This is a genomic window from Atlantibacter hermannii, assembly GCF_009907385.1.
Taxonomy (GTDB): Bacteria; Pseudomonadota; Gammaproteobacteria; order Enterobacterales; family Enterobacteriaceae; genus Atlantibacter; species Atlantibacter hermannii_A.
In genome coordinates this window covers 1-12,805 of record NZ_JAAATR010000005.1, presented here as the reverse complement: position 1 = coordinate 12,805, position 12,805 = coordinate 1, and the positions used below count along the sequence as shown (strand labels likewise).

The following is a 12,805-nucleotide window of genomic DNA, read 5'->3' as shown; positions in this document are numbered from 1 at the left end:
GTGTACGATGAGTAATGAATGCTTGTCCTGCGGTGCCTGTTGTGCGTATTTTCGTGTCTCTTTTTATTGGGCTGAAGCTGATGATGCAGGCGGAGCGGTGCCTGTTGAACTGACGGAACCCGTTACCCCTTTTCTACGCTGTATGAGCGGCACTAACCAGCGCCAGAGCCGCTGCGTGGCGCTGCAAGGCGAGCCTGGCAAAAACGTCAGCTGCGCGATTTATCACCAACGGCCTTCCCCCTGCCGTGAATTTACCCGCTCGGGGGAAAACGGCGTTACGGAAGACGCCTGTAACCGCGCCCGCGCCCATTACGGTTTACCACCGCTATACGGCACAGATTTACTGAGCTTGACCATTCACAGTGCTGCAACTGACAGACCATCCAGGGTACAATTGCCGCCAGATTAATACGGCAATCAACTCAAGGAGAGTGCATGTCTATCACGGCAAAATCCGTTTACCGTGACACGGGGAATTTTTTCGCAATCAGCTGGTTACTATTCTGCTGATCGCGCTGCTATGTGCCTTTATTACCGTTCTTTTTGGGCATGCCTTTTCACCGAGCGAAGAACAGCTGTCGATTCTGAGCGAGGGCGATAATTTAACCGGGAGCGTTGGGCTGTTTGAACTGGTGCAGAATATGACGCCGGAACAGCAGCAGGTGTTATTGCGTGCCTCAGCCGTGTCGACCTTTTCCGGTCTGTTCGGCAACGCCATTCTGGCGGGCGGCATTTTATTACTGATCCAGATGGTTTCCGCCGGGCAGCCGGTGAGCGCCCTGCGCGCCATTGGCGCCAGCGCGCCGGTTTTGCCGCGGATGTTCCTGCTCATTTTATTGACCACGCTGCTGGTGCAGTTCGGCATTATGCTGATCGTGTTGCCGGGCGTGATTCTGGCGATTGTGCTGTCGCTGGCACCGGTGATGCTGGTGCAGGATAAAGTGGGGATTTTTCAGGCGATGCGCAACAGTATGCGTCTGGTCTGGAGCAATATGCGGCTTGTCGCTCCGGCGGTGATGAGCTGGCTGTTGGCAAAAACCGCCCTGCTGCTGATGGCCTCCGGCTTTGCGGCGTTGACTCCCCAGGTGGGTGCGATTGTCGCAAACACGCTGAGCAATTTAATTTCAGCGCTGCTGCTAATCTATCTTTATCGCCTGTATATGTTGTTACGCCAATAACCTGTCCCTGCTCCTGACGGTTGCGTTATCGTCAGGAGCCTTCTGTTACGGAATCGATTATGAAGCAGTTTCTCGACTTTTTACCGCTGATTGTCTTTTTTGCGTTTTATAAGCTGTACGATATTTATGCCGGAACCGCGGCGCTGATTGTCGCTACCGCCGTGGTGCTGGTTTATAGCTGGTTTAAATACCGCAAGATTGAAAAAATGGCGCTCATTACCTTTGTACTGGTGGCGGTATTTGGCGGCCTGACGCTGTTTTTCCACAATGATGAATTTATTAAGTGGAAAGTCACGGTGATTTACGCCCTGTTCGCCAGCGCGTTGCTGATTAGCCAGTGGATGATGAAAAAACCGCTGATTCAGAGCATGCTTGGCAAAGAGCTGACGCTGCCGCAGGCGGTGTGGTCGCGCCTGAATATCGCCTGGGCGCTGTTCTTTATTGCCTGTGGCCTGGCCAATATTTATATCGCGTTCTGGCTGCCGCAAAGCGTATGGGTCAATTTTAAAGTGTTTGGGCTGACGGCGTTAACCCTGGTATTTACCCTGTTAAGCGGGATTTACATCTATCGCCATATGCCCCAGGAAGAGAAGAAATGAGTCACGAGCAAACCGCGCCACAAGGAGAATTAGTATTACGCACGCTGGCGATGCCCGCAGACACCAATGCTAACGGCGATATTTTCGGCGGCTGGCTGATGTCGCAGATGGATATCGGCGGCGCGATCATGGCGAAAGAACAGGCCCATGGCCGCGTGGTCACCGTGCGCGTTGATGGAATGACCTTTCTGCGGCCGGTGGCGGTGGGTGATGTGGTGTGCTGCTACGCGAACTGCATTAAGCGCGGCAACACCTCGGTGACCATAAACGTGGAAGTATGGGTGAAGAAAGTGTCCTCTGAACCTATCGGCCAGCGTTATAAAGCCACCGAAGCGTTATTTATTTATGTTGCGGTGGACGAACAGGGAAAACCCCGGCCGCTGCCCGCACTGAACTAAAAAAAAAGCACGCCGCCTGGCGTGCTTTTTTATTTTTAGCGTCGGTTATTCAACCGTCGCTCCGCCGTTAATGCGGAATACCACGTTAACGATCAATCCGTTACCCGGTTTGCCCGGCTCATAGCGCCATTTACGCATCGCGTTTTTCACTTCACGCTCGAACATGTTAGTCGGTTTGGCTGAGAGTATCTGGATATTGTCCACCCGACCATCGGCACCCACGTCGAATTTCACCCGTACGTTGCCCTCGAGGCGCAATGCCTGGGCTCGCCTTGGATAAGTTGGCTGGTTGCGGCTCACCGCACGCGGGCCAGACGGCGCGGCGACAGCAGGGGCTGGCGCAGCCGGACGAGGAGAAACCGTTCTGGCCGGGGTTTTATTCTCAAACGGCGATGCGGCGCGCGGTTCTGCGGGCTTCACTTCGCGCTTCGGCTGCTCTTCCACCTTTTTCACCGGCCTGGGTTTTGGTTTGGGCTTCGGCTTCGGCTCGGGTTTATGAATCACCACCGGTGCTTCTTTAGGCGGTTCCGGCAGCGGTTCGGGCTCCGGCTCCGGTTCAACAACCGGTTCCGGCGGCGGTGGCTCGACCACCGGCTGCGGCGGTTCCAGCACTTCAGGCGCGACCATGGTCACGGAGATAGGCTGGGAAGGCGCAGGCAGTTCAATAACCTGATGTACCGAGGTATAAAGCAGCCCCGCCACTACGGCACCATGCACCGCCACTGATAACAGGGTCGGCCACGGAAAACGACGAGGTAAATCGAGGGTCATTGAGGTCATAGCAATTTCATTAAATGAGCAATGGGTCGATTTTAAATGCAAATAGCAATCATATTCAACAACGCATCACCCATTCATGCAATTCTCATCCGCTAACCCTTAAAAATACCCGGATTATGTTAAGGAATTAACAGGTAATTTATGTTTACGTTGCAGGATCGGGCACTTTCCAATACCGTAAATGCTCTTTGCGATTTTTAAAGGAATGCTGCCTGTGCTTTACGTTATTTACGCTGAAGATAATGCTGATTCTCTGGAAAAACGACTGTCGGTACGCCCGGCTCACCTGGCGCGCCTGCAATTGCTGCGTGATGAAGGAAAATTACTCACTGCCGGACCGATGCCTGCCGTCGACAGCAATGAACCTGGCGCCGCGGGTTTTACCGGCTCTACAGTTATCGCTGAATTTGAATCGCTTGAAGACGCCGAAGCCTGGGCGCAGGCAGATCCTTATATTGCGGCGGGAGTGTATAAAACCGTGTCGGTGAAGCCCTTTAAAAAGGTTTTCTGAGCAACAGAACGCTAAAAATCATCGGGCACCGCATGCGGTGCCCTCTTTATTTGCGCTTACAACGCGTGGATTGCAAACAGTAAAGTGCCGCGTTGACGATTAACAATGCACTTTCTGATGGCGTGGATCCGCATATTGCGTCGCGACTGCGCTTCCAACCAGCGCGATTTGCGCCGCTGAGTCTGGCGTAACATCCGCCAGCGCCCAACCTCAGTTCTACTACGCCTCATGACTACTACTCTTAATAAGAACAGACGCGTCATTATAGACCCTTCCCGGTGGCTTCAAAGGAGTTTTCTGGCGCATTTTCTGTTTGATGGAATGAGACTTGTGCGTACACTCATAAGACGGCGAATCAAAAGGATTTTCAGGATATGACAACTTTCTACACCGTAATAAGCTGGCTGGTGTTTTTGGGTTATTGGCTGCTTATTGCCGGTGTAACGCTGCGTATTTTAATGAAGCGCCGCGCCGTTCCTTCCGCCATGGCCTGGCTGCTGATTATTTATATTCTTCCTCTTGTCGGGATCATTGCTTATTTGTCGTTTGGCGAACTGCATCTGGGCAAGCGACGGGCCGAGCGCGCCCGGGCCATGTGGCCTTCCACGGCGAAATGGCTGCATGAACTGAAGGCCTGCAAACACATCTTTGCGGAAGAGAACAGCGAGGTCGCGAGTTCTCTGTTCCAGCTGTGCGAACGGCGTCAGGGCATCAGCGGCGTAAAGGGCAACCAGCTGCAACTGCTGACGGATTCCGACGACGTGATGCAGGCGTTAATCCGCGACATCCAACTGGCGCGCCACAATATCGAGATGGTGTTTTATATCTGGGCGCCCGGCGGCATGGCGGATCAGGTTGCCGAGTCGTTAATGGCGGCGGCGCGGCGCGGGGTGCATTGCCGTCTGATGCTGGATTCCGCGGGCAGCGTGACGTTTTTCCGCAGCCCCTGGGCGGGGATGATGCGCAATGCTGGCGTCGAAGTTGTTGAAGCGCTGAAAGTAAACCTGTTTCGTGTGTTCCTGCGCCGCATGGACCTCCGCCAGCACCGTAAAATGGTGATGATCGACAACTACATCGCCTATACCGGCAGTATGAACCTGGTGGACCCGCGCTTCTTTAAACAGGATGCGGGCGTGGGCCAGTGGGTGGATGTGATGGCGCGCATGGAAGGCCCGGTGGCGACCGCAATGGGCATCGTCTATTCCTGCGACTGGGAAATAGAAACCGGTAAACGCCTGCTGCCGCCCCCGCCGGATCTGAATATTATGCCGTTTGAACAGGCCAGCGGGCATACCATCCAGACTATTGCTTCCGGGCCGGGCTTCCCGGAGGACTTGATCCATCAGGCGCTGCTCACATCGGTCTACGCCGCGCGCGAATACCTGATTATGACGACGCCCTACTTTGTGCCGTCAGACGATTTGCTGCATGCGATTTGCACTGCTGCCCAGCGCGGCGTCGACGTGAGCATCATTCTGCCGCGCAAAAACGATTCGATGCTGGTGGGCTGGGCCAGCCGGGCATTCTTTACCGAACTGCTGGCCGCCGGCGTCAAAATTTACCAGTTTGAAGGCGGTCTGCTGCATACCAAAAGCGTGCTGGTAGACGGGCAGTTAAGCCTGGTGGGCACGGTGAACCTGGATATGCGCAGTTTGTGGTTGAACTTTGAAATCACCCTGGTGATCGACGACGCCGGTTTCGCCGCCGATCTCGCTGCCGTGCAGGATGACTATATTTCACGCTCCCGGTTGCTGGAGGTGCGTTTATGGGTAAAACGCCCGCTCTGGCAGCGGATCACCGAGCGTTTGTTTTACTTCTTTAGCCCGTTGCTGTAAAACGGGCCTCAATGAATCAATCAAGGTAGTGATGATGGAAATGGATCTGAATAATCGCCTGACGGAAGACGAAACCCTGGATCAGGCATACGATATTTTTCTCGAACTGGCGGCGGATAATCTCGATCCGGCAGATATTATTCTGTTTAATTTGCAGTTCGAAGAGCGCGGCGGCGCAGAGCTTTTTGACCCATCCCAGGAGTGGGAACAGCATGTGGATTTTGATTTAAATCCTGACTTCTTCTCTGAAGTGGTGATTGGCCTGGCGGAGAGCGAAGACGGCGAAATCACGGATGTATTTGCCCGCGTGCTGCTGTGCCGCGAAAAAGATCATAAATTCTGCCATATCCTGTGGCGTGAATAAGCTGGCGCGGCGTTCGCCGCGTCTTATTCCTCGCTTTTCGGTAATACCTCGCCGCAATGATGGCAATATTTCGCCGTGATCTCATGCCCCCGGGTTTTGCAATTTGGGCACGCTCGCGCTTTTTGTCGGTTCTGCAATTCACTCGTCATTTGCGCGGTCAAAATACCGGTCGGAATGGCGATCACGGAATAACCAATTAAGATCAGCAGCGACGCCACCAGCCGCCCGGCAGCAGTTTGCGGCGTAATATCGCCATAGCCCACGGTGGTGACCGTCACCACTGCCCAGTACACTGCTGTCCCCAGTGTTTTAAAGCCGCTTTCCGGTCCTTCAATGCCGTACATTAGCGCCCCGGCAATCACCATCACAATGCCAATAAAACTGTAAAACAGGATCAGCTGATGCCGGGCATTGACCACCGCGCGCCATAAGCTGTTTACCGCAGGCATCATCCGCAGTAATTTCAGGATGCGAAATACCCGGATGGCCCGCATAGCCCGCCAGAGATAGACGTAGCTCATGGCAAACTCCGGCCACAACAGCAGCACATAGAGCGGCAGCAGCGTCAGCAAGTCAATTATGCCCCACACGCTCCACGCATAGCGGGCCGGATTGGGCCACACCCACAGCCGCAGCAAATACTCAGCGGTAAACAGCAGCGTAAAGCCACTTTCCAGCCCGATGAAGACCAGGCGCTGCTCGTTGGTCAGGTGATACTGGGTACCAAAACCAGACTCAATAAACACCACAATCACGCTGAGCAGCGCGATAAACCCGCACAGCGCCTCAAAACGCCGCCCGCTACAGGTACGTTGATCGAACAACCGGTAATAGATACGCGAGCGCAGCATAGCCATTTCCACACTCTCTTGACAAAAAAGGGCCAGCGATTGCTGGCCCTGGGATCATGACATAACGCCGGATAGCGGTCTTGATATTTATGGCTTAGAAATTTCCGTATTACAGCGGGTCAACTTTGAGACACGACACCGCGTGGCGGAAGCTGCCTTCGAGCACTGGACGGGTTTTGGCGCATTCCGGCCCGGCAATCGGGCAACGGGTGCGGAACACGCAGCCCGACGGCGGATTGATCGGCGACGGCAACTCTCCTTCCAGCAGCTGGATTTGCTTATTCTTCTCCAGATCCGGGTCGGGGATCGGCACCGCCGACATCAGCGCTTTGGTGTAAGGGTGCAGCGGATTATGGTACACCTCATCGTAGGTGCCGAGCTCTACCGCATGGCCCAGATACATCACCAGTACGCGATCGGAAATATGCTTCACCACCGCCAGGTCGTGGGCAATGAAAATCAGCGATAGCCCCATTTCACGTTGCAGTTTCTGAAGCAGGTTGACCACCTGCGCCTGAATCGACACGTCCAGCGCGGAAACCGGTTCGTCGCAGATAATCAACTTCGGTTCGAGGATCAGCGCGCGGGCAATGCCGATACGCTGGCACTGGCCGCCGGAAAACTCGTGCGGATAGCGGTTAATCAGGTTCGGCAACAGGCCCACTTTCATCATCATCGCTTTGACGCGATCCTGCACTTCCTGGCGCGGCATTTTCGGATGATAGGTGCGCAGCGGCTCGGCGATAATGTCGCCGATATTCATACGCGGGTTCAGCGAGGCCAGCGGATCCTGGAAAATCATCTGGATATCGCTGCGCACGTCGCGCCACTCCTGCGGGTTCAGGCCCATCAGATCTTTACCGAGCCACGCCACGCGCCCGCTGGTGGCTTTCACCAGCCCAATAATCGCCCGCGCAAAGGTGGATTTACCGCAGCCGGATTCCCCCACCACGCCCAGCGTTTCCCCTTCATATAGCCGTAGGGTCACGCCGTCCACCGCCTTCAGGGTTTTCGGCGGCTGCCAGAACCACTGCTTGCCGTCTTTAATGTCGAAATGCACTTTCAGATCGGCGATTTCCAGCAGAACTTTTCTTTCCTGGGTTACAGCGTTCATACCAGTTCCTCCACCGGTTTAAAGCAGGCGCGCAGACGCCCTTCGGCAAATCTTTCCAGCGGCGGCGTGGCGTTGCATATTTCCATTGCATGCGGGCAGCGAGGCTGGAACGGGCAACCCTGCGGCAGCCGCAGCAGGTTCGGCGGGTTGCCGGGAATGGTCATCAGCGACTCGCCTTCTGCGTCCAGACGCGGCACCGCGTTAATCAAGCCGATGGAGTACGGATGTGCCGGCTGGTAGAACACATCCCGCGCACGACCATATTCCATGGTACGCCCGGCGTACATCACCAGCACTTTGTCGCAAATCCCCGCCACCACGCCGAGGTCGTGGGTGATCATAATAATGGCGGTATTAAATTCGCGTTTCAGCTCGTTTAATAAGGTCATGATTTGCGCCTGCACGGTCACATCCAGCGCGGTTGTCGGCTCATCGGCAATCAATAGCTTCGGACGGCACAGCAAGGCCATGGCGATCATCACGCGCTGACGCATCCCGCCAGAAAATTCGTGCGGGAACATGCGCATCCGCTTGCGGGACTCCGGCATTTTTACCGCATCCAGCATGCGTACTGATTCCTCAAACGCCTCCGCTTTGCTCATGCCTTTATGCAGCATCAGCACTTCCATCAGCTGTTCGCCTACGCGCATATAGGGGTTGAGCGAGGTCATCGGGTCCTGGAAAATCATTGAGATTTGCTCGGCGCGCAGGCGGTTAAGCTCGCGCTCCGGCAGGTTCAGGATTTCTTTGCCGTTAAAGGTGGCGGACCCGCCGATACGGCCATTGGCCGCCAACAGCCCCATCAAAGCGAAAGCGGTTTGCGATTTACCGGAACCGGATTCGCCGACGATGCCCAGGGTTTCACCCGCCCTCAGGCTGAAGTTCAGATCGTTAACCGCGGTCACGTCGCCGTCCGGGGTGCTGAACGTCACGCGCAGGTCTTTAACGTTTAACAGCGCCTGGCTCATCGCCTGTTCATTAATACTCATTCAGGGCGCTCCTTAGCGATCTTTCGGATCGAGGGCATCACGCAGGCCATCGCCGATAAAGTTAAAACAGAACAGCGTAATCACCAGAAAACCCGCCGGGAACAGCAGCAGCCACGGGGAAACTTCCATTGAGTTTGCCCCATCGCTCAGCAGTGCGCCCCAGCTGCTTAACGGCTCCTGGGTTCCTAAGCCGAGAAAGCTCAGGAAGGATTCAAACAGGATCATGCTCGGCACCAGCAGCGACGCATAAACTACCACCACACCCAGTACGTTCGGCACGATATGACGAACCACGATATTGGCGGTAGACACCCCGCCGACCTGGGCGGCCTCGATAAACTCTTTGCGCTTCAGGCTTAAGGTCTGGCCACGCACGATACGCGCCATATCCAGCCAGGAGACCATGCCGATAGCGACAAAAATCAGCAGGATGTTTTGACCAAAGAAGGTCACCAGCAGGATCACAAAGAACATAAACGGGAATGAGTTCAGGATTTCCAGCACACGCATCATCACCGAGTCGACTTTCCCGCCGAGATAGCCCGATAGCGAACCGTAAAGCGTACCCAACAGCACCGCCACCAGCGCGGCGGCAATCCCTACCATCAGCGAAATTCGCCCGCCGATTGCCACGCGCACCAGCAAATCACGCCCGGAAGAATCGGTGCCGAAGTAGTGACCAGACTCCATGTCCGGCGCGCTCGACATCATCCCCCAGTCGGTATCAAAGTAGGTGAACTGCGACAGCATTGGCGCAAAGGTGACGAACAGCGCAATAAGCAGCAGCACCATCAGGCTGGCCAACGCCGCACGGTTATGCATAAAACGACGACGCGCGTCCTGCCACAGACTGCGGCCTTCCACCTCCAGCTTTTCACTGAAGCTTTCCAGCGCCTCGCTGTTTTTCTTACTCAACATCATGGCGTACCTCAGCGTTAATAACGGATTTTCGGGTCAATGACGGCATACAGCACATCGACCACGGCATTGAACAGGATCGTCAGCGCCCCCACCAGAATGGTCAGGCTCAGCACCAGCGAATAGTCGCGGTTCAGTGCGCCGTTAACGAACAGCTGGCCGATACCCGGAAGGCCATAAATGGTTTCGATCACCATTGAACCGGTGATGATGCCGACAAACGCCGGCCCCATATAAGAAAGCACCGGCAGCAAAGCGGGCTTCAGGGCATGGCGCAGTACAATGCGACGCATCGGCAGGCCTTTCGCGCGGGCGGTGCGAATAAAGTTTGAGTGCAGCACTTCAATCATCGAGCCCCGGGTGATACGCGCGATACTGGCAATATAAGCCAGCGACAGCGCCACCATCGGCAGGATCATGAATTTCAGCGCCCCGCCGTTCCAGCCGCCGCCCGGTAGCCACTTCAGGGTAATGGCGAAGATCAAGACCAGCAGCGGTGCTACCACAAAGCTGGGTATTACCACCCCGGTCATGGCAAAGCCCATCACCGTGTAATCCCATTTGGTGTTTTGCTTCAGCGCTGCGATCACGCCGGCGCTGACGCCTAAAAATACGGCGAGGAAAAACGCCGCGGCACCCAGTTTGGCAGACACCGGGAATGACGTCGCCACCAGGTCGTTAACCGAATAGTCTTTGTATTTAAATGACGGGCCGAAGTCCCCGTGCGCCAGCTGTTTCAGGTAGCTGAAATACTGGGTCATGATGGGGTCGTTCAGATGGTATTTTGCTTCGATATTCGCCATAACCTCTGGCGGAAGGGTGCGCTCGCCGGTAAAAGGGCTTCCCGGCGCGAGACGCATCATAAAAAAGGAGATCGTTATAAGAATAAACAGCGTCGGAATCGCTTCCAGACAACGACGTAGGATAAATTTTAACATTGCCCGTACCTTCTGGCGTGTGCCTTTGTAGTGCGCTTAAAACAGACACAGTGGGGCAAGGAAAACCGTTTATTCAAAACAACGCCCGTCCCTGCCCCACGAATTGCCATTAATGTTTGATAATATACAGATCTTTCACGTAGATATTATCAAGCGGGTCTTTACCGGTATAACCGCCGACCCAGGGTTTCACCAGACGGGCGTTGACATAATAGAACACCGGCGCAATGACCGAATCTTTATCCAACTGTTGCTCGGCTTTGTTATAAAGCTCTGTACGCTGCGCCTCATCGGTGACTTTCAGCGCATCCGCCATCACCTTATCGAATGCCTCGCTCTTATAATGCGCCGTGTTATTAGAGCTGTTAGACAGCATGGTGTTCAGGAAGGACGTCGGTTCGTTGTAATCCGCACACCAACCCGCGCGCGCTACGTCAAAATTGCCCTGATGACGGGTATCCAGGAAAGTTTTCCACTCCTGGTTTTCCAGCTTAACGTTGACGCCAAGGTTTTTCTGCCAGATTGACGATACCGCGATCGCCAGTTTCTTATGCAGATCGGAGGTGTTGTACAGCAGGTTAAAGGTCAGCGGTTTATCTTTGGTGTAACCCGCTTCGGCTAACAGTTTACGCGCTTCTTCGTTACGCTTCTCTTGCGTCCAGCCGAACCATTCCGGCTTGGTAAAGTTCGCGCCATCGGTATAAGGCGGGGTATAGCCGAACGCTGGCAGGTCGCCCTGGTTCTTCACTTTATTCACGATAATGTCGCGATCGAGGCCCAGCTTCAGCGCGGCACGCACGCGCGGATCGTTAAACGGCGCTTTCTGGTTGTTGATTTCGTAGTAATAGGTGCAGAGATACGGATCGACGTGAACTTCGTTCGGGATCTCTTTTTTCAGTTTCTGGAACAGTTCAATTGGCATGTTGTTATAGGTCATGTCAATTTCACCGCTGCGGTAGCGGTTAACGTCGGTGACTTCAGAAGAAATCGGCAGGTAGGTGACCTGATTGATAACGGTTTTGGCGTTATCCCAGTAATTCGTATTACGCTCCAGCACCATTTTTTCGTTAACCACCCAGCTGGTTAGCTTATACGCGCCGTTAGACACGATATTGGCCGGCTGAGTCCACTTCTCACCAAATTTTTCCACCACGGCTTTAGGCACCGGCGCCATGGAGGAGTGTACCAGCAGCTTATAGAAGTACGGCACCGGCTCGCTTAAGGTGACTTCCAGGGTGTGGTCATCCACCGCTTTCACGCCCAGTTCGGTTGGCGCTTTTTTTCCGGCGATGATGTCATCAATATTCGCGATGTGACCATATTGCAGATAACTTTCATATGGCGAAGCCGTTTTAGGATCGGCCAGACGCTGCCAGCTGTACACAAAATCCTGGGCGGTCACTGGATCGCCGTTGGACCATTTCGCGTCTTTACGCAGATGGAAAGTCCAGACTTTAAAATCTTTGTTATCCCAGGACTCCGCCACGCCCGCCTTAGGATGGCCATCCGGGCCGGTAATCAATAAATTTTCGAACAAATCGCGGTTAACGTTAGACTCCGGTACGCCCTCAATTTTATGGGGATCGAGCGACTGAACTTCCGAACCGTTATTACGCACCAGCGTTTGCTTCTCTGCCAGTTGAACGCCTGCCGGCACATCGGCAGCCATGGCCGACCCAGCGATGAGCGCTGACAAAATACCTGCTGCAACCAGACTTCTTTTTGTGATGATGGACATTGTGTTGTAACTCCACTCGTTATAATGAAGACCTTGACGGCCTGTTTTCCCTCAGGGAGTGCTGTACAGCGCAGGAGTGAATAGCCGCTGCCAGATGTTCTTTTACTTCTTCGCTATCACCGGATGATGTTGGGCGATCTGACTTAACAGATGCTAAGCCAGCGAATGGTTTGGCCGGAAAGTACCAAATGCATCCCAACCACGCCAATATAATTTGCAAATTTGTTAAGCATTTCTCTTTTGGATTGCCCGTAATGGATAATAAATAAGCACCAAAAGACAGAAATCCGCTATAAAATGCTATAAAATCAAACTGATAAATTATCTTTGCATAGCATTAAGGCGCTCAATACGGCTCAGCCACACATTTTGCATAAATTTAACAATTGCATATTTTTTAGCATATTACTCCGGGATGGCCACGAAATTACTAATATCATTTCAATTATGTGGCAGCAAGCACCAGAGTTGATTGTGAGATAAATAACAGGGAAAACGGTGGAGAAATCATCACAGGAAGGGGCGGTCGTTCATATCACATTGATAAATAATGATATTGGGTCGGCCATGGCTGCCGATGTGCCGGCAGGCG

Annotated in this window: 14 protein-coding genes and 1 pseudogene; 7 read left to right on the top strand and 8 right to left on the bottom strand. The window is 54.0% G+C overall.

Going from position 1 to position 12,805, the window contains the following annotated elements; translation table 11 throughout:
* The first annotated feature begins 7 nt into the window (after nucleotides 1-7).
* From GV764_RS01885 to yciA, 4 genes and pseudogenes are all read left to right on the top strand, one after another.
* Entirely contained in the window at nucleotides 8-409 is a 402-nt protein-coding gene (locus GV764_RS01885) for a YkgJ family cysteine cluster protein (protein WP_161658824.1), read from the top strand.
* Nucleotides 410-435: 26 nt separating this feature from the next.
* Nucleotides 436-1,178 (top strand): annotated as a pseudogene (locus tag GV764_RS01880) (YciC family protein).
* A gap of 59 nt (nucleotides 1,179-1,237) precedes the next feature.
* A complete protein-coding gene (locus tag GV764_RS01875) occupies nucleotides 1,238-1,777 on the top strand; it encodes a septation protein A (RefSeq protein ID WP_161658823.1) in 540 nt (179 codons plus the stop codon).
* The gene (yciA, locus tag GV764_RS01870) at nucleotides 1,774-2,175 is read left to right on the top strand and encodes an acyl-CoA thioester hydrolase YciA (RefSeq protein ID WP_125294348.1); all 402 of its coding nucleotides are present in this window, start codon (nucleotides 1,774-1,776) and stop codon (nucleotides 2,173-2,175) included. The genes GV764_RS01875 and yciA overlap by 4 nt, the downstream gene beginning before the upstream one ends.
* A 45-nt stretch (nucleotides 2,176-2,220) precedes the next feature.
* On the opposite strand, the gene tonB is transcribed toward yciA, so the two are convergent.
* Complete coding sequence (gene tonB, locus GV764_RS01865) at nucleotides 2,221-2,955, bottom strand: TonB system transport protein TonB (protein WP_161658822.1); 735 nt, start codon at nucleotides 2,953-2,955, stop codon at nucleotides 2,221-2,223.
* A gap of 214 nt (nucleotides 2,956-3,169) precedes the next feature.
* Between tonB and GV764_RS01860 the strand changes: the two genes are divergently transcribed.
* Nucleotides 3,170-3,466: a YciI family protein gene (locus GV764_RS01860; protein WP_125294347.1), complete on the top strand. Its 297-nt coding sequence runs from the start codon at nucleotides 3,170-3,172 to the stop codon at nucleotides 3,464-3,466.
* Nucleotides 3,467-3,522: 56 nt separating this feature from the next.
* Here the strand turns inward: GV764_RS01860 and GV764_RS01855 are convergent, their stop codons facing one another.
* Nucleotides 3,523-3,696 (bottom strand): YciY family protein, encoded by a 174-nt coding sequence (locus GV764_RS01855; protein ID WP_125294346.1) that lies wholly within the window; start codon nucleotides 3,694-3,696, stop codon nucleotides 3,523-3,525.
* A 144-nt stretch (nucleotides 3,697-3,840) separates the two neighbouring features.
* Here GV764_RS01855 and cls point away from each other — a divergent pair, with 144 nt between their 5' ends.
* Together cls and GV764_RS01845 are read left to right on the top strand one after the other, a co-directional pair.
* Nucleotides 3,841-5,301 carry a cardiolipin synthase gene (gene cls, locus GV764_RS01850; protein WP_161658821.1) on the top strand — a complete coding sequence of 487 codons (1,461 nt, stop codon included), beginning with the start codon at nucleotides 3,841-3,843 and terminating at the stop codon, nucleotides 5,299-5,301.
* Between the two features lie 34 nt (nucleotides 5,302-5,335).
* Entirely contained in the window at nucleotides 5,336-5,665 is a 330-nt protein-coding gene (locus GV764_RS01845) for an HI1450 family dsDNA-mimic protein (RefSeq protein WP_125294344.1), read from the top strand.
* A 23-nt stretch (nucleotides 5,666-5,688) separates the two neighbouring features.
* On the opposite strand, the gene GV764_RS01840 is transcribed toward GV764_RS01845, so the two are convergent.
* From GV764_RS01840 to oppA, 6 genes are all read right to left on the bottom strand, one after another.
* The gene (locus GV764_RS01840; RefSeq protein WP_161658820.1) at nucleotides 5,689-6,522 is read right to left on the bottom strand and encodes an ion transporter; all 834 of its coding nucleotides are present in this window, start codon (nucleotides 6,520-6,522) and stop codon (nucleotides 5,689-5,691) included.
* A 103-nt stretch (nucleotides 6,523-6,625) separates the two neighbouring features.
* The gene (gene oppF, locus GV764_RS01835) at nucleotides 6,626-7,630 is read right to left on the bottom strand and encodes a murein tripeptide/oligopeptide ABC transporter ATP binding protein OppF (protein WP_161658819.1); all 1,005 of its coding nucleotides are present in this window, start codon (nucleotides 7,628-7,630) and stop codon (nucleotides 6,626-6,628) included.
* Nucleotides 7,627-8,619, bottom strand: a complete 993-nt coding sequence (gene oppD / locus GV764_RS01830; RefSeq protein ID WP_161658818.1) for an ABC transporter ATP-binding protein — start codon at nucleotides 8,617-8,619, stop codon at nucleotides 7,627-7,629. The genes oppF and oppD overlap by 4 nt, the downstream gene beginning before the upstream one ends.
* A gap of 12 nt (nucleotides 8,620-8,631) precedes the next feature.
* Entirely contained in the window at nucleotides 8,632-9,540 is a 909-nt protein-coding gene (gene oppC / locus GV764_RS01825) for an oligopeptide ABC transporter permease OppC (protein ID WP_161658817.1), read from the bottom strand.
* Nucleotides 9,541-9,554: 14 nt separating this feature from the next.
* On the bottom strand, nucleotides 9,555-10,475 hold the full coding sequence (oppB, locus tag GV764_RS01820) for an oligopeptide ABC transporter permease OppB (RefSeq protein ID WP_125294339.1): 921 nt from the start codon (nucleotides 10,473-10,475) through the stop codon (nucleotides 9,555-9,557).
* Nucleotides 10,476-10,584: 109 nt separating this feature from the next.
* A complete protein-coding gene (gene oppA, locus GV764_RS01815; protein WP_161658816.1) occupies nucleotides 10,585-12,213 on the bottom strand; it encodes an oligopeptide ABC transporter substrate-binding protein OppA in 1,629 nt (542 codons plus the stop codon).
* Nucleotides 12,214-12,805: the final 592 nt, after the last annotated feature.